13 protein-coding genes are annotated in these 19037 nt (G+C 56.9%); 5 read left to right on the forward strand and 8 right to left on the reverse strand.

Annotation, left to right across the window (positions count from 1 at the left end; translation table 11 throughout):
- Positions 1-47 precede the first annotated feature (47 nt).
- The 4 genes from ACIPLA_RS19600 to ACIPLA_RS19615 form a co-directional block, all read right to left on the reverse strand.
- Positions 48-392, reverse strand: coding sequence for a cupin domain-containing protein (locus tag ACIPLA_RS19600; RefSeq protein ID WP_007900627.1), 345 nt, complete (start codon positions 390-392; stop codon positions 48-50).
- Positions 393-499: 107 nt separating this feature from the next.
- Complete coding sequence (locus tag ACIPLA_RS19605; RefSeq protein WP_123498819.1) at positions 500-871, reverse strand: MerR family transcriptional regulator; 372 nt, start codon at positions 869-871, stop codon at positions 500-502.
- A 49-nt stretch (positions 872-920) separates the two neighbouring features.
- The gene (locus tag ACIPLA_RS19610; protein WP_401175190.1) at positions 921-1496 is read right to left on the reverse strand and encodes an NAD(P)H-dependent oxidoreductase; all 576 of its coding nucleotides are present in this window, start codon (positions 1494-1496) and stop codon (positions 921-923) included.
- A gap of 45 nt (positions 1497-1541) precedes the next feature.
- Complete coding sequence (locus tag ACIPLA_RS19615) at positions 1542-2426, reverse strand: LysR substrate-binding domain-containing protein (protein WP_218398595.1); 885 nt, start codon at positions 2424-2426, stop codon at positions 1542-1544.
- A gap of 216 nt (positions 2427-2642) precedes the next feature.
- Here ACIPLA_RS19615 and ACIPLA_RS19620 point away from each other — a divergent pair, with 216 nt between their 5' ends.
- Positions 2643-3407 carry a sulfite exporter TauE/SafE family protein gene (locus ACIPLA_RS19620; RefSeq protein ID WP_401175193.1) on the forward strand — a complete coding sequence of 255 codons (765 nt, stop codon included), beginning with the start codon at positions 2643-2645 and terminating at the stop codon, positions 3405-3407.
- Here ACIPLA_RS19620 and ACIPLA_RS19625 read toward each other — a convergent pair.
- A complete protein-coding gene (locus tag ACIPLA_RS19625) occupies positions 3397-3711 on the reverse strand; it encodes a putative quinol monooxygenase (protein ID WP_218398597.1) in 315 nt (104 codons plus the stop codon). The two genes, ACIPLA_RS19620 and ACIPLA_RS19625, sit on opposite strands and share 11 nt — an antisense overlap.
- Before the next feature lie 160 nt (positions 3712-3871).
- Here ACIPLA_RS19625 and ACIPLA_RS19630 point away from each other — a divergent pair, with 160 nt between their 5' ends.
- From ACIPLA_RS19630 to ACIPLA_RS19645, 4 genes are all read left to right on the forward strand, one after another.
- The gene (locus ACIPLA_RS19630) at positions 3872-4462 is read left to right on the forward strand and encodes an NAD(P)H-dependent oxidoreductase (RefSeq protein WP_401175197.1); all 591 of its coding nucleotides are present in this window, start codon (positions 3872-3874) and stop codon (positions 4460-4462) included.
- A 244-nt stretch (positions 4463-4706) separates the two neighbouring features.
- Positions 4707-5618 (forward strand): LysR substrate-binding domain-containing protein, encoded by a 912-nt coding sequence (locus ACIPLA_RS19635; RefSeq protein ID WP_401175200.1) that lies wholly within the window; start codon positions 4707-4709, stop codon positions 5616-5618.
- A 206-nt stretch (positions 5619-5824) separates the two neighbouring features.
- On the forward strand, positions 5825-7270 hold the full coding sequence (locus ACIPLA_RS19640; protein ID WP_218398599.1) for a SulP family inorganic anion transporter: 1446 nt from the start codon (positions 5825-5827) through the stop codon (positions 7268-7270).
- Between the two features lie 251 nt (positions 7271-7521).
- Entirely contained in the window at positions 7522-7890 is a 369-nt protein-coding gene (locus ACIPLA_RS19645) for a glyoxalase superfamily protein (protein WP_401175203.1), read from the forward strand.
- A 56-nt stretch (positions 7891-7946) separates the two neighbouring features.
- On the opposite strand, the gene ACIPLA_RS19650 is transcribed toward ACIPLA_RS19645, so the two are convergent.
- The 3 genes from ACIPLA_RS19650 to ACIPLA_RS19660 are packed head-to-tail and all read right to left on the reverse strand — an operon-like array spanning position 7947 to position 19029.
- A complete protein-coding gene (locus tag ACIPLA_RS19650; RefSeq protein ID WP_401175206.1) occupies positions 7947-10781 on the reverse strand; it encodes an RHS repeat domain-containing protein in 2835 nt (944 codons plus the stop codon).
- Positions 10778-15190, reverse strand: a complete 4413-nt coding sequence (locus tag ACIPLA_RS19655; RefSeq protein ID WP_401175209.1) for a SpvB/TcaC N-terminal domain-containing protein — start codon at positions 15188-15190, stop codon at positions 10778-10780. Before ACIPLA_RS19655 ends, ACIPLA_RS19650 begins: the two co-directional genes overlap by 4 nt.
- A complete protein-coding gene (locus tag ACIPLA_RS19660; protein WP_401175211.1) occupies positions 15187-19029 on the reverse strand; it encodes a neuraminidase-like domain-containing protein in 3843 nt (1280 codons plus the stop codon). Before ACIPLA_RS19660 ends, ACIPLA_RS19655 begins: the two co-directional genes overlap by 4 nt.
- Positions 19030-19037: the final 8 nt, after the last annotated feature.

Below are 19037 nucleotides of genomic sequence, written 5' to 3' on the forward strand. Positions count from 1 at the left end.
GTTTTTTTGCCGAGAGACCACGTCGGGTGGTCTCTCGGTTTTTTGCATCAGGCAAACACGAAATACTTGCGCACGGTCTCAACCACTTCCCACGTGCCTTTCATGCCTGGCTCGATGACGAAAATATCACCGGCGCGAAGATGGATCGGTGCCATGCCTTCCGGGGTGATGATGCAGTAGCCTTCCTGGAAATGGCAGTATTCCCACTTCACGTATTCCACGTACCACTTGCCTGGCGTGCAAATCCAGGTGCCCATGATCTTGCTACCGTCTTCGCTGGTGTAGGCGTTGAGATTGACGGTGTGCGGGTCGCCTTCGAGTTTTTCCCATTTGCAGGCGTCGAGCACGGGCAGTGGATGAGTATCGCGAAGGACGGTAATCGGTGCGGTCATGATGACTCCGGGCAGTGGGTTCAAGAACTGAAGTCGCACCCTATAGCGCCCATACACCGTTCAGTTGTCTGTATTCGACATTGAGCTGTCCAGAAACGCGCAGACTCTCAAAGACTTTCCAGCGGGCAATCGGCTCTGGCCTGTGTGAGGCTGGCTTCAAACTCGACCAATTGCTCGTGTTGATGCCTGAGTGCGGTAATCCTGTCGCTGATTTCGCACTTCTTGGCATCGATGGCTTGCTGCGCCAATGACCAGGGCATCGCCAGGCCTTGATGCCCGGTAAAGATCGCCTGCAACTCCTTGAGCCTGAAACCTAAGTGTTGAGCGCACTTGATGAAGATCAGCAGGTCGACGCTGTGCTGATCATAGACACGGTATTTTCCTTGCCGCCGAGCGGCAGGCAGCAAGCCGATCGACTCGTAATGGCGAATACTCTTGATCGTCGTGCCCGAGCGATGCGCGGCTTGGCCGATGTACATGAAAAGTCCTTTTTTTGCCGAGGGTAAGTCAGCCCCATTATCGGCAGACTCATCGGCTGGCGATAGCCTGGGCTTGCAGCAGCCAGGTTTCGCGCTGACCGGCGCTGGACCCCAGGACTGGCCCGAAGGTGAGCGTGCGCTGAGGTTGGATGCCGCAAAACGCCAGGGTGGTTTTGCGCATTTGATGCAGGCCGGGCATGCGGTAGATCCAGCGGTAGTACCAGGGTGGCGTGTCCATGGTCACGAGCAGATGCGCACTGCGGCCGTGCAGCAATTTGTCGGGAAAGGCTTTGCCTTCGCGATACTTGAAGGCGAAGCCCGGAAGCAACACCCGATCAAGAAAACCCTTGAGCAAGGCCGGTACGCCGCCCCACCAGATCGGATAGACCAGGGCCAGGTGTTCGGCCCACAGAATGTCCGCCTGAGCACGGCGCAAGTCGGCTTCCAGCGGTTGCACGTGTTGGTAGCCTTCGCGCAGCACCGGGTCGAAGTCCATTTTGCCCAGCCACAGTTGGCGCACCTCATGACCGGCACGCAACGCTGATTGTGCGTAGCGTTCGGCAAGTGCGCCGCAGAAACTGTTGCTCGAAGGATGACCGAGGATCACCAGAATTCGCTTGCTCATCGTAACGGTCCCTGAAGATGAAACCTCAAGGGTAAAGTCTGCCCCTCAGGGGAGAGTCAAGACGTTCAGCAAAGCCTGGGCATAACCGGGCAGCACGGCGAAGTCCCGGGCGCACAGCAACAGTTTGCGTCGTGCCCATGGCTCTTTCAGTTCGATGCTTTTGAACGGTGTTTCAGTCGGCCAGCGTTCGACTGCCGCCAAAGGCACGATCGCCAGCCCGGCACCTCGGGCGACCATGCGCATCACGCCATCGAAGCCATCGGCACGGATGCGGATCTGCATCCGTAAACCACTGTGCAGGGCTTGTTCTTCCAGGTACACGGCCAAGGCGCTGTTGGCGTTCAGGCCGACGTAATCGTGGTGCAGGGTGGCGCTGAAACTTAATGGTTCGCTGTCGGCCAAGGGATGATCGCAGGGCAGGATCAGCACCAGTGGGTCGTCACGGAAATAGCGGGTCTGAAGGCCGTCGGCATCCACGGCGTCGGACACGATGCCCAGGTCCGCCGCACCTTGGCGCAAGGCGTGGGTAATGCGCGCGCTGGGCAGCTCTTGCAGGTCGATGTCGAGGTTCGGATGATCGCGCAGAAAGTTTGCCAGCAACTCCGGCAGGTACTCGGTGATTGCAGTGGTGTTGCACAACAATCGCACCTGGCCTTTGACCCCTTTGGCGTATTCGGCCAGGTCCTGCTGCATGCGCTCGGCCTGTTGCAAAAGAACTCGGGCGTGCTGCGCCAGGGCCTTGCCGGCCGGAGTCGGGCTGACACCGCGGCGACCTCGCTCAAGAAACTCGATGCCGAGTGAAGATTCCATGGCGCGGATTCGCGCACTCGCCGCCGCAAGAGACAGATGACTGCGGGCGGCACCGGCGGTGATGTTGCCGGTGTCGAGGATGTTCAGGTAGAGGCGCAGGTCGGTGAGGTCGAAGTGCATCGTTGCAGCCTCGGGAGGTTGGTTGTCTGGACGGGCCCCTTCGCGGGCAAGCCTCGCTCCTACAAGGATGTGTCGATCACACAGTCCCTGTAGGAGCGAGGCTTGCCCGCGAAGACGTCATCAGCCGTAACAAAAACTTTAGCCTCTACCAAATCAAGAGGCAGCCTCAGTATATGGCAGATTTTCAAGGCAACCTTCAGGGCTCAGGATAGCCCCATGAATACACTCGCCGCGTTCTACCAAAATCTGGGATTTGCCTTGTCCTTGCTGGTCATCGCGACCTTCCTGCTGGCCGGGATGATCAAAGGTGTGATCGGCCTCGGCCTGCCGACCATTGCCATGGGCTTGCTCGGTCTGGCTATGGCACCGTCGCAGGCTGCGGCGTTGCTGATTATTCCCGCTACCCTGACCAATGTCTGGCAACTGGCATTCGGCGGTCATTTGCGCGGGCTGCTGAACCGGATGTGGCCGATGCTGCTGACAATTTTCATCGGCACGGGTGCCGGTACTCTGTGGATCGGCATGGCCGGCGGGCATTGGGTCGTGCGGGGACTGGGGGCGGCGTTGTTGATTTACGCCTTGAGCGGATTGTTCCTGCCGACCTTGCGTGTCGGCAGTCGTAACGAGCGTTGGCTCGGTCCGCTGTGCGGTGTGCTGACGGGCATCATCACTTCGGCCACCGGGGTTTTCGTGATTCCGGCGGTGCCTTATCTGCAAGCACTGGGCTTGAGCAAGGATGAACTGGTGCAGGCGCTGGGCCTGTCGTTCACCGTCTCGACCCTTGCATTGGCCGCCGGGCTGTTATGGCGTGGCGCCCTCGGCGGAGGCGAGTTGAGTGCATCGCTGCTGGCGCTGATTCCGGCGGTGCTCGGCATGCTGTTGGGGCAATGGCTGCGCCAGCGGATCAGCGCCGTGTTGTTCAAGCGCGTGTTCTTCATCGGCCTCGGTATGCTCGGCGGCCACTTGCTGATCAGCGGCTAGCGGACGAAGTGCTGAGCATCTCGATCGGCCGGATATCGAAATCCCGTTCCAGATACTCCATGCGCTGGTCGAGGAATTGCTTCATGTGTGGCAGGTTCGAGTGCGTATCCAGATGAGCCTGGGATTGCCAGATCTCGTAGAAGATAAACAGTGTCGGGTCCTGTTTGTCGCGCAGCATGTGGTACTCGATGCAACCGGGTTCGGCGCGACTCGGTTCGACATAAGCACGGAACAACGCTTCGAAGGCCTCGGCTTTTTCCGGGCGGGTCTTGGCGTGCAGAATGAAGCCTTGCAGTTCGCTCATCAGGTTTTCCTTGAAAGTCAGAATCGGCACAAGCTTATGGCAACAATCGCCTGTTGATTCGTGCGTATTGGTCAAATGAATTTTGCTGAATGAGGGCTTATTCCGCGCGAGGTCGATCGCTACTCTGCCGCCATCGAATTTCAACCTTGCGAGACTTCTCATGAAAAAAGTCCTGTTGCTCAATGGCGGCAAAAAATTCGCTCACTCCGATGGTCGCTACAACACGACGCTGCACGAAGCGGCGCTGAGCGTGCTGGATCGCGGCGGTGTGGATGTAAAAGCCACGTTCATTGACGAGGGGTACGACGTCGCGGAGGAAGTCGCCAAATTCCTCTGGGCCGATGTGATCATTTATCAGATGCCCGGTTGGTGGATGGGCGCCCCCTGGACCGTCAAGAAGTACGTCGATGAAGTCTTTACCGAAGGCCACGGTAGCCTCTACGCCAGCGATGGTCGCACGCGTTCCGACGCGTCGCAGAAGTACGGCAGCGGCGGTTTGTTGCACGGTAAAAAATACATGCTGTCGCTGACCTGGAACGCGCCGCAGCAGGCCTTCGACGACCCGACCGACTTCTTCGAAGCCAAAGGCGTGGACGCGGTGTACTTCCCGTTCCACAAGGCCAACACCTTCCTCGGCATGACCGGTTTGCCGACCTTCCTGTGCGTTGACGTGATGAAGCGCCCGAATATCGAAGCCGATGTGGCGCGCTATGAGCAGCATTTGACCGAGGTGTTTGGCCTTAAGGCATAACGCTCGGCTACTATCGAAAGTCTGAACCTGTGGCGAGTTGGCTTGCCCCAACGCCAGTTAGTCATGCGCAATCCAGGTGGGAGCGGGCTTGCTCGCGAAGGCGATTTATCATTCAACATTAATGTCGACTGACACACCGCTTTCGCGAGCAAGCCCGCTCCCACAGGTTCTGCACTTTGGCTGGCATTAGGGTACGCCCCCTCGCCACAGTAGAGCCGCGCCGGACTATCGATAAGGGACACACGTGAAAGCCAGATCCGATGAGTTGCAGATTTTCGTCTGCGTGATTGAGTGCGGGTCGATTTCAGCTGCGGCCGAACAGGTCGGGCAAACACCGTCGGCGGTCAGCCGCACGCTGTCGCGACTGGAGGCCAAGCTCGACACCACGCTGATCAACCGCACCACGCGGCGCATGGACCTGACCGAGGAGGGCAAGTACTTCTTCGAGCACGCCAAGCTGATTCTCGATCAGATGGACGAACTCGAAGAGCGCCTGTCCTCACGCCAGCAAACCCCCTCCGGACGTCTGCGAATCAATGCTGCCTCACCATTCATGCTGCACGCCATCGTGCCGTACATCGATGAGTTCCGCCGTCTCTACCCAGACATCCAGCTCGAACTCAACAGCAATGACCTGATCATCGACCTGCTCGAACAAAGCACCGACATTGCCATCCGCATCGGCACGCTGGCCGACTCGACCTTGCACGCCCGCTCCCTGGGTTGCAGCCCGCTACACATCGTCGCCAGCCCGGCGTATCTGGAACAACACGGCGTACCGGCCGCCGTTACCGACCTGGCCGAACATACGCTGCTTGGGTTTACCCACAACGAAGGCCTCAACCAATGGCCCTTGCGGTATGTCCACGGTGATCGCTGGCCGATCCAGGCGTCGATCAATGCGTCCAGCGGCGAGACGATCCGGCACCTGGCGCTGGCAGGGCAGGGCATCGCCTGCTTGTCGCACTTCATGACCATCGACGACATCCGCGCCGGTCGCTTGCAGGTGCTGCTGGCGGAATTCAACAGTGGATATCGCCAACCGATCAACGCGGTGTACTACCGCAACTCGCAACTTGCCCTACGGATTCAGTGCTTCCTGGACTTCATCCAGGGCAAATTGGCGGCTTATGCGATTGCGGATTTCAAGGGCTGATTCGTAGACCGCGTCATCGTTCTTCGCGAGCAAGCCCGCTCCCACAGTGGACTTGCGTCAATTCACGATAATGGGAGCGACACAGGGCCCATGTGGGAGCGAGCCTGCTCGCGATTGCGTTTCCGGCGCCCCATTCACTGGTCGGCCCGCCCTCAATTCCGTAACATCCGCCCTCTCCTCTCCCGCCTGTATTTTTTAGGTAAGCCATGAAACCCAAACGTCTGCGCGCCGATGTCCTGGCCGGACTCACGACCTCTTTCGCACTGATGCCCGAATGCATCGCCTTCGCGCTGGTGGCCCATCTCAATCCATTGATGGGGCTGTACGGCGCTTTCATCATCTGCACCCTGACTGCGCTGTTTGGCGGGCGGCCGGGGATGGTGTCCGGTGCCGCCGGATCGATGGCTGTGGTGATCGTCGCGCTGGTGGTGCAGCACGGCGTGCAGTACTTGCTGGCGACGGTGCTGCTGGGCGGCTTGATCATGCTGGCGTTCGGTCTGTTGAGGCTGGGCAAACTGGTGCGGATGGTGCCGCACCCGGTAATGCTCGGCTTCGTCAACGGTCTGGCGATTGTCATTGCCCTGGCCCAGTTGGAGCACTTCAAGAGCGGTGACGGCTGGTTGAGTGGTGCGCCGCTGTACATGATGGTCGGGCTGGTGGCGCTGACGATGGCCATCGTTTATTTGATGCCGCGCCTGACGCGTGCCGTGCCACCGGCGCTGGTGGCGATTCTGGGTGTCGGGCTGGCAGTTTACCTGCTCGGCCTGCCGACTCGTACATTGGGTGACATGGCGCACATTGCCGGTGGCTTGCCGAGCTTCGCGCTACCAGACCTGCCGTGGAACCTGGAAACCCTGCGCATCATCGCCCCTTACGCGATATTGATGGCGTTGGTCGGTCTGCTGGAAACCCTGCTGACCCTGAACCTGACCGACGAGATCACCGAGAGCCGTGGCTACCCGGATCGCGAGTGCGTGGCATTGGGCGCTGCCAACATGATTTCTGGTGCGTTCGGAGGCATGGGCGGCTGCGCCATGATCGGGCAAACCGTGATCAACCTCAGCTCCGGCGGTCGTGGTCGGCTGTCCGGTGCAGTGGCCGGGGTGATGGTTCTGTTGTTCGTGCTGTTCCTTTCGCCACTGATCGAACGCATCCCGCTGGCCGCACTGGTCGGGGTGATGTTCGTGGTGTCGCAGCAGACCTTCGCCTGGGCGTCGTTGCGGGTGCTGAACAAGGTGCCGCTCAATGATGTCCTGGTGATCATCGCGGTGACGGTGATTACGGTGTTCACCGATCTGGCCATCGCCGTGTTGTGCGGGATCATCATTGCGGCGCTCAACTTTGCCTGGCAACAGGCTCGCGAACTGTATGCCGACAGCTATCAGGAAAGCGACGGCAGCAAACTCTACCGCCTGCACGGCACACTGTTTTTCGCCTCTACCACGCCATTCCTCAATCAGTTCGACCCCGCCAATGACCCAGCGCAGGTGACCCTTGATTGTCGCCACCTGAGCTTCGTCGACTATTCGGCCATCGCTGCGCTGAAGACATTGCGCGAGCGCTACGCCAAGGCTGGCAAGCAGCTACGCGTGCTGCATTTGTCCGAACGCTGCAAGAAACTGCTCAAACGCGCCAGCGAGCATCACGACTGAAATCGATCAGTGATCGTTCCCACGCCGAGCGTGGGACGGTCAGCGTCGGGGGATGAAAGTCCCCTGGCCAATTTTCATAACTCACGACCTGCCATACCTCTGCACGACGTCCCATAGCCCTCCACGAAAATTACTTTCATTGATCCATGCCTTGTGGTGGCACATTGCAATTAAAGAAAGCCGCTCCCAAGCCGAAGCGCTGACATCCAGCCCAGCTACACACTGGGCCTTCTCAATCTGGGAGCCACTCCATGAGCTTGGGCAAAACCACCCCGATCCTGCGGATTTTCGATGAAACCAAGGCATTGGAGTTTTACGTCGACTTCCTGGGGTTCAAGATCGACTGGCAGCATCGCTTCGAAAAAAACTTCCCGCTGTACCTGCAAATCTCCCGTGGCGAATGTGTGCTGCACCTGTCCGAACATCACGGTGACAGCACACCGGGCTCAGCGTTGCGCATTGAGATCGATGAACTGGAGGCGTTCCAGCAGCAATTGTTGGCCAAGGAGTATGCTTTCGCTCGCCCACAGATTCAGGCCATGCCCTGGGGGAGCCAGGACATGACCATCAGTGATCCGTTCGGCAATCGGTTGGTGTTTACCAATGCGATCAGTGTTTGATTGAGCGAGGTTAAGCGAGACCTGCCGATTTTCCGAGAGGCCTCGCCTGGCCAGTTTCAAATAAAAAACTTGCCTTGCGATTTGTTGTGTTCATTAAGCCTGAACAGTAACTCCCGTCCTCTTTGTATCGTTGCGCGCGAGATGGCAATTTCACTCTGTATTGAGCTGCGGCTTATGAGGCTTGAGCTTTTTACGCCTATACGATCGGCCATTCGATCGGTAACTCGACCCAGCCTGCCTTTCACACCCGCGGCATAAAATTCATCCACACCCAGTTCGTCAAATGCTGCGTTGATGGCGTGAGCATCGTGCTCCAGAAAGTTGTCGAGTTCTATCAGCTCATTGTTCAAACGTTCGATTTTCTGTCCCGGCAGACCGTCGAGGGCTTTGGTCGCTTGGGTCGACGATTCAAAGTTTGGAATCCACGCTCCTTTTACCTCAAGCATCTTTGTCAGAACGAAGCTGGTTGCCATCACTGACAGATTTTTCTGTCCGATTGTGTTCCGCGGATTCAGGTCCTTCTCTTTTGCGTGCTGTAACTTTGCGTTCGCGTCATAGAACGCCGTCCGTGCTGTGTATTCTATATCGTCAGGCTCTAGTCGCCTGGTCTGGGGATACATGGCGACGGGTAGATGCCGTGTTGCATTGAATTTCCCGGCAAGCGAGTCAGTCGTTAAAGAAGTGGCGACAGCCGCCCCCACAATGCCCATCGGTCCGGTTGGTGCGGCCAGCAGGCCCGCCCCCAATGCCATCACATGCCTTACTGCGTTATAGCCGTAACTTTGAAACAGTCTTTTTACGATGTCTCTTTTTCTCATGCTGTTGTAGAGCTGGTGGTTCAGCGTGCCAACTCTTTTGTTCACTTCGCTCAAAATGCCGGAATAGGTCCCTAATTCTTCCTTGATGGCGGCTTCGTCTTTTTGAGTGCCGTGATAATCGATGTAACGCAGCGGATTATTCCCGACCATGCAATACAGGTTCAGCCCGTCAACCGCCCCGGTCGGATCTGGGCTGATCCAGCGTTGCAACCATGGCGCGTAATATCGTGCTCCATAGTAATAGAGGCCGCTGGCATCGCGTTCCTTGCCCGAGTACCGGATGGTGCGGTAATCGGCTTCCACCTTCGAACGAGACGCTGTCCATGCCGTTCCGCCAAATGGGAAGTAGCTCTCCTGACTGATCAAGTCGCCATTGCCATCAAGTTCCAGTGAACTGGAACCCAAATGGTCATCAAGGCTATAGCGCAGTTGATCTGCGGGAATACCGGAGGGCTGGCCTTCGGTCCAGTGCAGGCAACGAACGCTGCCACGACCGGCCTGCACCGTTATGACTTCCAGCCGCTCTTTCCCTCGAGTACGGATTTCGATGCCCGGTAAATAGCGGACCTCTCGGGTGTGAGTGATCGATGCACCCTGGGTGGTGGTCGTTTTGCGAAGACGCTGACCACTGCCGTCATAGTCGTAACGTTCATGGTCGTCAGGGCCATCCTCACGCTTGACCAGCACCACGCGGGTAAGTTGATTGTGTGCATTCCATTGCAGCGACTGGCCCGATTGCAAGTCTTGCAGATTGCCGCTGTCGTCAAAGGTTGTCGCAGTGCCGGGCAATTCAGAGCCCTGGCGCCAGGACACCAGACGATTACTGAGATTTGCCACGTTAAAAGTTCGGGTGTAATTGTTGCGATCCCGCACATGGCGCAGTTCGGTCAGGTTACCGCCAGCGTCGTATGTGTAGTGTTGGGTGAAATTGAACAGTTGCCGGGTATCGATGGGTGTAATGCCGAGCGCAGGAATATGGGGGGCAGTGGTTGTTCCTGCCGCCTCTCTTCCGGTTGCACTGGTCAATTGGTAGAGGCTGTCATAGATGAATGTGCTGACGGCTTCGACTCTCTGGTTACTGCCAAACTGCACGGGCTGAGCTTTGTCCTCGATTTGCGTCACATTACCCACCGCGTCATAGCTGTAGTGCAGCGACTGCCAGGTGCGGTTCGATACGGAGGCAGTCATCGAGGTCAATCGACCGCTGGCGGGATCGAATACCGCGCGGCTCATGACGTTGTTGCCTGCGGTCTGTGATTCAACCTGGCCGAAGGCGTTGTAAACGAGATCCTTCACCAGGGTATTTTCGATTTCGGTATCTTTGAGTTTCAGGCTCACGGTTTTGAGTCGGCCTGCAACATCAAAGGAAAAGCGCTGCTGGTGTTGACCGGCATCCACCTGCCGGATGACCTCGCCCGTTGCGTCGTAGTGCCATTGCGTTTTGTAGCCATCACCCGTTTCTCGTAAGAGGTTTCGGCTGTGTTCCTCTGCTGGCCAGTCTAAAGTTTCGGCACTCGACAAAAAGTGGCGTGTCTGACACGAAGGTTTTCCGCCAAGCGAGTATTCGTCGATAAGCAGGGTGCCTGCTTCGTCGTCGTGGCGAATCAACAAGCCACATCGATTGAGTGCGGCCGAATCTATCGAGTTGTCGCCATAACTGAAGCGTTCGATGATGCGTGCCGACTGCCCCGGCGATTCTTCCTGGATCGTGATTGGCCGTAGTTGATTATCGAAGGTCGTTCGCCAATGATTGCCTCGCTGGTCCCAGTTGCGAAGTGTCTGCCCGGCGTCCCCCGGCAAGTTCAGTCGCCACCCGGCGTCAACGCTGTCTACCCGCAGCGGTCTGCCGGACAGGCTGTAGAGGGTCGTCAGATTGGCCTTCGCAAATTTTCCAAACAGGCGCGGATCCCGCTGCGCTATTACGCGTCCGGCAAGGTCATGGTCCTGGCTGGTAATGCGTGCCTGGGCGCTGTCATCTGCGTTGGCTCGCCAGTAAGTGACTTGCCGTACAGGTAGCCCGCGGCTGTCGAGGGCGTTGATCGTCGGTGTCTTGTTGTGCAGACGTGCGTTCATGCTTCACCTCCGGTAGTGGAGGTGGGTTTCGGCAAGATCTCTTCCAGCGTGTCGTTTTCGTCTTCGTACACGGTGTACCACGGGTGGCGGGTATACCGTCGCATGCAGGAAACACCGTTTTGTTCAGCTTGACGCGTATAAGCAAGGCGGCCTAACGGATCGTAAAACTGTTTGTCGTGGGGGCTGGAATTGCGCAGGAGCGCATCTTCGATATAACGGTGTTTGTCGCAGAACCAGGGGCGGTAAATGCGGATCGGCAATCCCTTGTTGTTGTATTCGACCCGTTCGCTGACACGCCAGCTCTGTTCGGTGACCTTTTGTTTGTGTTGGAGCGTGCGACCGAAACCGTCGAGGTCAGTGACGGTGATGCGAATTTGTTTTTGATCGTCACCTGGAAAACGATCGGCAATCAGGACGGCCATGTGCACTGGTTCACGTATCGAGGCGGTCAGTTCGCTTTTCAGTTTCACGTCATCGACAGAAAGGGGGGCAAGGTCCGACAACCTGGTTCGAGCAGACGCACGGATATGTCCGCTCGGCAGCAAGTCATGATGGGTCACGCAACGTTTCAGCCAGTGTTTGTCCGCCAACGCTACGTCCGATATGCGTCCCATCCAGCTCAATGGCGCGTAAAAGATAGTGCTGGCAGTGTCCTGTAGCGCGTCTTTTTCCCGTTTGATTGCGTCTGTCGGATTATCGAATGCTGGCCGTTTGTATTCGGCGACAGGTTTGAAGCCGACGAGTTCGTTGCCGGAGTTGCGGTGGAAGCTGCTGGCCAACATTTGTCCGAACCCGTTGTAGAGGCACTCTTGTACATTGCCGTTGGGATCACTGATGCTCAGGGGCTGGAATGATCGGTAATCATGGGTGGCCTTGGTGATGCAGCCATCGGGTTGTTCGAACTCGGTGATGAGGCAGTAATAGTTGTCGTAGCGGACCTTGGTCACACCAAAACTCTGGCTCGCCTGGAAGTTCAGTGGCCGGTAGAAACCTTCCAGCCTGGCATAAGTCACGAAGCCGTGTTTGACGGACCAGAGTTTTGCGGCAGCGGTAGAAAGCGGGAGAAATTCGGTCATGCGCTGATAGCCGCTGCGTTCGAGCAGTTTTCCTTTTGGCCGAGAGGCTTTTGGTACAACATCGAAGGCCTTTAAGGCCGTTTCGTCCAGTTCGGCGGTTTCCACATGATCGGACAGCGCCTCGAAGTGAGCGACGCCGTCTGGCAGGGTTTGGGCATCTGTAGAGTGCCTGTAGCGTTGCACGCTCAATGCGGTCAGAAGGCTTTGGGTCGCCCACACGGTTCCCTTGACGAACTCGACGAACTTTTCGTAAGTAATATCCTTTATGGTCAAGCCCCCGGCTTCGGGGGCTTTGGGTAGTCTCAAGGCATTGACGCGCTGACGGTAGGGCAGCCCCAATCGCCATTCCTGATCGCGGTCAAGATGGATGAACTCGGCACGGGTTTCGTTCAGGTAGTAGAACTGTTGCGCCGGATCATGAGCGTCGCGCCACCATTGTTGTTGGTCGGTATCACTGAACGGTGCTGCGTCACTGACGGTTTTGCGTCGGGCGTAATGGACGTTCACGCTATGAGTAAGGGTGCCATAGGCATCGTGCTGCAAATTCAGTGTGTGCTGGCATTGAGGATCATCAGTGATGTTTTCGTACTGGTAACTGATGGACTCCAATGGCAGTGGCAACATCCTTGCGTAGCGCTGATTTTTCCCGGGGGGCTGTAATTGCCGAACCAGGAAGCGGTTTTCCTGAATCGAATACAGCATTCTGGTTTTCTGGTGCTTATCGACTCCGAAGAGCTCGGTACGTAGTAGGCGTCCGCAAAGGGCGCGGGCCATTTCACGGCTAGTCAGTTCATCCGGTGGCAGGATGAGCGTGTCATTGCCTGTGTCAGGGGAGTACTGACACAGCAATGTCTTACCCAGTTTTACTGCTTGCTTGTCTGCGCGGTGATAACGGCCACGTGACGCGTCAACGGCTTGCCCGGTATGGAACCAGCGCTTTTGCAGGCATGGCAGGGTGAAACCTTGGGACTCGGTATCGCCTCCGGTGGTTTGCTGGAGCAGACCGAAGCCGCGAAATTCGCGTTCGCTGCCATCGTAATAGCCTCTGCTATAGGAAAAACTCTGGCTCTGCCGGTTGCCGGTAATCTCATCAAGCCGGGTCAGCTTCGAGACCAGATGCAGGACAAATGGCACGTGGCAGATGGGGGCGCGGTCGGCGTTCACCTCGTTCTTTTTTTCATCCAGCCACTCCTGCGCTGAGCTGCGGTAGTTGATGCTGCCGGCAGCCCCCATATTGTTGTTGGTGCCGGTGAGCAAATAGGGTTTTGCACTGACGAAGTCGTAGCGCCAATGCCGGGGTGTCCTGTGCGGCACGGTCAGAATCAGGCTGGAACAGCCGAGCCCCTGTAGATCGGCGATACTGACCTGACATAAACGGTCATAGCTCACACCCTCCGGCCAGGGGAGGGTAACGGGCGCGTCGAAGCTATTGCCGCTACGGTTCATGAAGATCAGTGCATGGTCCGCGTTCAGATAGATCAGATCGGTTGCCCCGGAACCATCCAGATCTGCCAGGCGAACACATGAAGCGTCGAATGCCTCGTAGGCAATATTCGGCGAGCCCAACACGACTCCTTTGCCGAAGCGTCCACGGCCCAGGTTTGGCCAGCACTTCACTTCGTTGTGACGAATGCGCACCAGATGGTGTTGGCCACTGCCCAAAACATCACTGAAAGCTACCAGCTCGGTGGATGACGGCCTGAGCACTGGAAGGGAGTCGTCATGCATGTCACGGGGCACTTCGCGAGCCGCCGTAAAACCTTGTTCTCGTTGATTGGCGTACAGGCGCACGCTGCGAGGGCCTATTAGCGTCAGATCGCTGAGCCCTTGGCCCATCAGATCGGCCAGTTGCCCTTCAGGGTTGAAAAACTCCAGGGGGAATTGGCTGAACGTGGCGAAATCCGACCAGTTGCGATCAGGCTTGAGGGAAAAGAAACCGTACAATCCGGGTCGGGCAATCACCCAGTCCAGACGTCCATTGCCGGTAAGATCGCTCAGTGACTGATGCATCGGTTTTACAGCATTGGCAACGGGGATAGCGGGCAATGCGCTCCACTGGTCATAAGCCACACTATCTTTTTTGCCCTCGGCTCGCATGGGCTCGCGGTAGTACCAGGCATTTTCATTGGAATAAAGCACCCCCGGCAGTCCTTCGCCGTACAGGTCAACGAGCTGGTAATGCTGCCCGTCATTGAGGCCCGGCATGTTTTCAAACCGCTTCCATTGGCTGACGGAAGGTAGATTGAACTCGCTGTAGTCGAATTCGAGCGGGGGACGGTTTTCGGCGGATGCCAAATCGGTAAACGCCTGATCATGAGCAGCGCTCAAGTGGCAGTACCCCAAAGGCGTTTGGCGGTAATCCAGTAAAAGGCGACGAACCAGAATCGGGTCGGCACCCAACTCGTCAGGGAAACGGTGAAACATCAGAACCTGGCGGCACAGGCGTTCGGTACGTAGTTCAAAGCCATAAGCGAAACTGGAAAAGAGGTCGTCGCGGGTTAGCCATTGTTGCCCCGTATAGGACGGTTTCTGAGCGTAGCCGGCACTGCGCTCGCCGTAGTCAAACAGCAATTCGAAGTGCCATTTCACCGTGGCGAGGCGCTCTGCTGTCCATAAGTAAAGATGGGCATCCGCCGCGAAATTGCCGTAGCAGACATGACTCAAATAGCGTTGGGCCGTGATGCCCTGTTCGTTGGTTTCGGCTTTGTACCGGTAGAGAATGTGTTCGCCGTGTGCGTTCATGCTCTCCTCCAGCAACCACTCCCCGACCCGGCTCGCATTGAGTGGATCGACGCGACGCGATAGCTGACTTTTTCCGTACAAATGAAGGCTGCCATCCGCACTGTGCACCAGCCAGAAGCCCGGCTTGTCGCTCTCCGAGGACCAATGTTCAATGCGCTCGAAAGCGCTTTCGACTCTGGGGAAGTGACGAACTACCGCGTAGATCGTATCCAGTTTCAGGTCGTTATATGTGTTGATGCGCGATTGAATGATGGTGCCGTCGGCATCGCGTTCCGGCATCCACACCACCCCGCTTGGACCGATAATCTCATCCTCTTCGGTATAGGCCGGCACCCCCGTGCTGGTGCGTCGTGCCACAACCGGCAATGAGATTTCCCAGCCGATGCCAAATACGCCGTTGCCCGCAGAGCTTGAATAGCTAAGTGAGAGGGACGGGGCGAAGCCGCGTCCCGGTGAAATCGGCAAGGCAATCTCATAGGACGCCGCGCCATGGGCACCGACGGTGCCCAATCCTTTGCCAATGCTCTGAATAGCCCCCCCTCCTTTGGGCAGTGACGGGGCGTTGACAGGTAATACAGTCTGCTCACTCATTGCGCACCCCCGCCTGCCCGGGCCGTATAGCAAACGTGCACGATGATATCGGTGAGCGATTCGAGCATGGCTTTCTGGGCGGCATGATTGGGAAACGACAGCTTCCATTTAGAAATCGCGCCGGTGTATTCAAACGGCAGGTAGCGCTCGTCTTGAAAACTCAGGGTGAAAAGCCCGTTATCGTCGATACCTGTCGACAGGGCGATTTGTTGATTGGCCCGCAGACCTTTCATCACCGTCTTGTCGGTGCCGGGCATGACGACTTCGGTGCTCGTCTGGGTCAGTGTGGCCCGGATATCTTCATAAGGGCCAAGGACAGCCGGCAGGGAAATACTGATGCTTTTGATCCGGCGCAAACGGTGCCCCGGGTAGTCGTTTTCAAACAGGGACTCCATCAATTCGAACTCGCACGAGCCAGTATCGACCAGTGTGGATTTGATGCCTTTGATCGACGTGTTGTCTGCTGCGAGCGTATCGTCCCAGGGGTTGTTGATCGATGGCGCAGACTTGTCTTCGGTCTTTTCCTTCGTATGAAGTTGGCGTAACGACACGGTCTTGCGAATTTCCAGCTCGCGCTCGTTGCCCAGCAGATAAGCGTTCTTCATCTTCACCAAGCCCAGCTTCATACGCTCGCCAGGGCCGAGCCCACGGTAGGTGCTGTTCCATGTCTGGTGCTGGAAGAACGTTTGAGTGGTGTTGTCGGCTGTCTCGTAGCGCCAACTCCGTTCGGTGAATTGGCACAGAGAGAACGTTGAGTCATACACCTGATAGTAGAAGCTGGAGAGTTGGTGGGTGAACCACTGGTAAAGCTGAGAGTTGGTAAAACGCTGACTGAGAAAGTCATAGGAGCTGCGGGCTTGAGCCAAAGAGGTTTGAGTTTGTCGTAACAGCAGTTGTGAGGCGGTCTCTCGTTCGGTTTCCAGCGCCAGCTGTGCATCGATCTGGGCGATTTCGAGCTTTGCCAGGTCGCGGGCGAGCGTCCAATCCTGATGGCGGCGTCGATACTGCGCGGCGCGTTCCAGGGCCTCTCCAGTGCCGTAAGCTGCGGTCGCCACGCCTTGAGCCATGGCCATCATGGCGTGCGGGCCACCCTCCAGGCGGGTCCCGCCGTCTGCCAGGCCAAAGATGTTGGGCAGCACCTTCAGACCCTGGCCGATTGCATTAGCCGCATGAGCACCCGCTTCAGCGATACGCCCCGACAGATGGAATGCCGCAGCCGTTACTTCTTCTTGATTGACGATCTCGTTGACCAGCTGACTGTAGTAATCCTGGCGGCATTCGACGATGGCTTTACTGGCCAGTAATGCTTCCCGGGATTTCTGGTCGATTTTCAGGGCCTGGGTCTGCAGGTCTACCGCATAGTTGGCCATATCCCAGATGTGTTGTTGCTGAAGCTCTTGATAACTGGCCTGTTCGCTGCGTTCGATGAACGACAGTAGTGTTGTGCCGAACTGAATCACCGTGTCTACGGCACTCATGGCTTGGGCGTGCAGGGCATCGAAACGGTAAGGCGGGATCTCTGTGCCAAGACGCGGGGCCATACCGGGCTCCGCAGCGCGTGGGGTATTGGCGCCGAGCCGATTGTCTGAAGCGGCTGGAGCTGCGAAGAGCGCAAGCCTCAATGGGCGACCCACAATGTCGAGATTATGCCGCAGGTTGTGCAGTCGGCTTTCGAGCTTCTCCCAGCGAGGGAACAGCACGGGATTGAAGGGCAAGCGCGAATGCGGGGCGTCAATCGCATGCGCGGAATGTGAATGGACGTACGGGCGAATACACACTTCAGGGACCAACGCCGGGGTGTCGGTGGTCGGTAGGTGCTTGCGGTCTTTACCCAGCTGTTGCTCAAATTCATGCAGCTTTCTATTGGGCTCCTCGCTGAATGCTTTCAACGTGAGCGCTGCCCAAAGATCGGTTTGCCTGATATCCGGTCGTGGGCCCAAAAGGTTCTGTGCGCGCAAATACCAGAGCTTCGCGTCGGTCAAGCTGTCGGGGCTCAATTCGCGGTAAGCAGTGTCGCCGCGGTTGAGCAGAATATCGATATAGAGCATGTACAAGGCTTTGCGAAAGTGCACGGGATGACTCAGTGCGATCTGGTGCGGATCCTGTGGCCCCTGGATGGCGTAGCTGGATTGACCGGGCTTGGGAGTAGGGCCAGTAATCAGTGGCACCGCGTTCCAGTAGTCAGGGTTATTGCCACTGACTGCTTTTCGGGCGGGATTGAACAAGTACTGCAACCAGCGCTCGGCTTCGCCGTATTGACGCTCCTGGTTAAAGCGGTGTGCCACCAGCCAGGGAAGGTAGAGAAACAGCTCGACAAAGTAGCGGCCGTAGGCACCGTAGAAATCCAGTGTCTCAGACGGTTTGCCGCTCTTGAATGGTGGTTCTTGCAGATGCTGAGAGGACCAGCTCAGCAACGTGTCCATGCTTTCTTCTGCGCGCTCGATCAGGTGCCTGGCGAAGGTAATGTTCATTCGGATGGGGTTGCGAAGCTGGCCTGTCTGGGCCTCGCTGTTCTGTATTTCAGAGTCTTTGAAGTCGATGAATTCTGTTGTACCTGATTTATCGTCCCGATAGGAGTCGATCCGGGGGGCGACGTCCTCAAACGACTTATTGGACGAAATGTTGAATTGGAGAGGTCGTTTGCTGGTCGGTGGCCACATTTCGGCAATCGCTGTTAGCGATTTGTCGTTATTGTTATCTAATCCATTGAGTTTAAGGGTCGGGGCGAAAACGCAATCCTTGTCAATGGTGACCGAAATCCAGAACGGGTGAGAAACCCCTGTCTGAATGTGTGCGGGACTATTGATAAACAGGGCAAGACGCAATAACGCCGTATCGGATGATTGATCGTGGATGGCAATGGTCTGTGTGCTTTCCAGCAACATTGCTAGATCCCGTTCATTGAGAACTTCCTTGGAAGCGTAACCTTGCACGCATGTCTGCGGCGTACTCCAGCTCCCGTCATATTTCTTGAAACACATGTTCAAACGAAACAAAGGTTTGGTGTTGCCCTTTTTTTCTTTGTTTGCCGCCTGACCCTGAAAGATGCACTCAGCCCAGATCACATATAAGCGATTGTTGAACATGACCGGACGGATAGTGTGTTCGAGAGTGCTGTCGGAAACAGGTAGATTGATGCGGTGCCAGTCGGACCATGCCTGGGGTTCCGGTGCATCATATTTGGCCGACCGGGAGCCGGGCACAAAGGGGCGACAAGCCATGTCCAGCGAACGCCAGTACCAGGTATTGGCTGCACGGGATTTGGCAATGAAGTAATAAGTGCTGTTGGCGAAATCGCTTCCGTCGATGTAACCGTTGACGATTTCCAGGTTGGCCACTTCTTCCAGCCTGGTCAGATAGGCCAGCACAGCCGTTTGCACTGACTCGGCAGTGAGCTGGTTGCGGTTGAGGTCGTTTTCCAGTTGTTCGAAGCTTTCGGTTCTGGTTTTGCGAAGCGTCGGATCAAGGTATGCCGCAGGGAAATAGTACAGGCGCTGATTGGTCGCCCAGGCCTGGTAGTGATGTATGACGGTGCGCCAGGTATCGACGTGATCGGTTGGAATCTGCGCGGTGTGATACCCCGGTTCCATGTTGGCCAGAATGCTGTTGATGTATTGCTGAAGACTGGCAATGGCACAGGCAACCGGGGTGGTTGGCACGTCTTGACTGACCAGCACATCAAGTAACCAATACTGGTAAAGGTCATTGGCCGTTTTGAGGTGCTCTGCGATTTTCAGGGTTTTCAGGGTTTCGTCTTTCGGGACGATCGCTGACAGATAGAGCCCGAGCTGCGCATCACGCAGGCTTTCATTCAGCCGTTTTTCAATAGCGACAGACATGTTCATTC

The organism is Pseudomonas sp. NPDC086112 (genome assembly GCF_044746425.1).
In the GTDB taxonomy this organism is placed as follows: domain Bacteria; phylum Pseudomonadota; class Gammaproteobacteria; order Pseudomonadales; family Pseudomonadaceae; genus Aquipseudomonas.

Bases quoted from the DNA above. Each gene is read 5' to 3' on its own strand.
- ACIPLA_RS19600 (WP_007900627.1), bottom strand. From the start codon at position 392: ATGACCGCACCGATTACCGTCCTTCGCGATACTCATCCACTGCCCGTG.
- ACIPLA_RS19605 (WP_123498819.1), bottom strand. From the start codon at position 871: ATGTACATCGGCCAAGCCGCGCATCGCTCGGGCACGACGATCAAGAGT.
- ACIPLA_RS19610 (WP_401175190.1), bottom strand. From the start codon at position 1,496: ATGAGCAAGCGAATTCTGGTGATCCTCGGTCATCCTTCGAGCAACAGT.
- ACIPLA_RS19615 (WP_218398595.1), bottom strand. From the start codon at position 2,426: ATGCACTTCGACCTCACCGACCTGCGCCTCTACCTGAACATCCTCGAC.
- ACIPLA_RS19620 (WP_401175193.1), top strand. From the start codon at position 2,643: ATGAATACACTCGCCGCGTTCTACCAAAATCTGGGATTTGCCTTGTCC.
- ACIPLA_RS19625 (WP_218398597.1), bottom strand. From the start codon at position 3,711: ATGAGCGAACTGCAAGGCTTCATTCTGCACGCCAAGACCCGCCCGGAA.
- ACIPLA_RS19630 (WP_401175197.1), top strand. From the start codon at position 3,872: ATGAAAAAAGTCCTGTTGCTCAATGGCGGCAAAAAATTCGCTCACTCC.
- ACIPLA_RS19640 (WP_218398599.1), top strand. From the start codon at position 5,825: ATGAAACCCAAACGTCTGCGCGCCGATGTCCTGGCCGGACTCACGACC.
- ACIPLA_RS19645 (WP_401175203.1), top strand. From the start codon at position 7,522: ATGAGCTTGGGCAAAACCACCCCGATCCTGCGGATTTTCGATGAAACC.
- ACIPLA_RS19650 (WP_401175206.1), bottom strand. From the start codon at position 10,781: ATGAACGCACGTCTGCACAACAAGACACCGACGATCAACGCCCTCGAC.
- ACIPLA_RS19655 (WP_401175209.1), bottom strand. From the start codon at position 15,190: ATGAGTGAGCAGACTGTATTACCTGTCAACGCCCCGTCACTGCCCAAA.
- ACIPLA_RS19660 (WP_401175211.1), bottom strand. From the start codon at position 19,029: ATGTCTGTCGCTATTGAAAAACGGCTGAATGAAAGCCTGCGTGATGCG.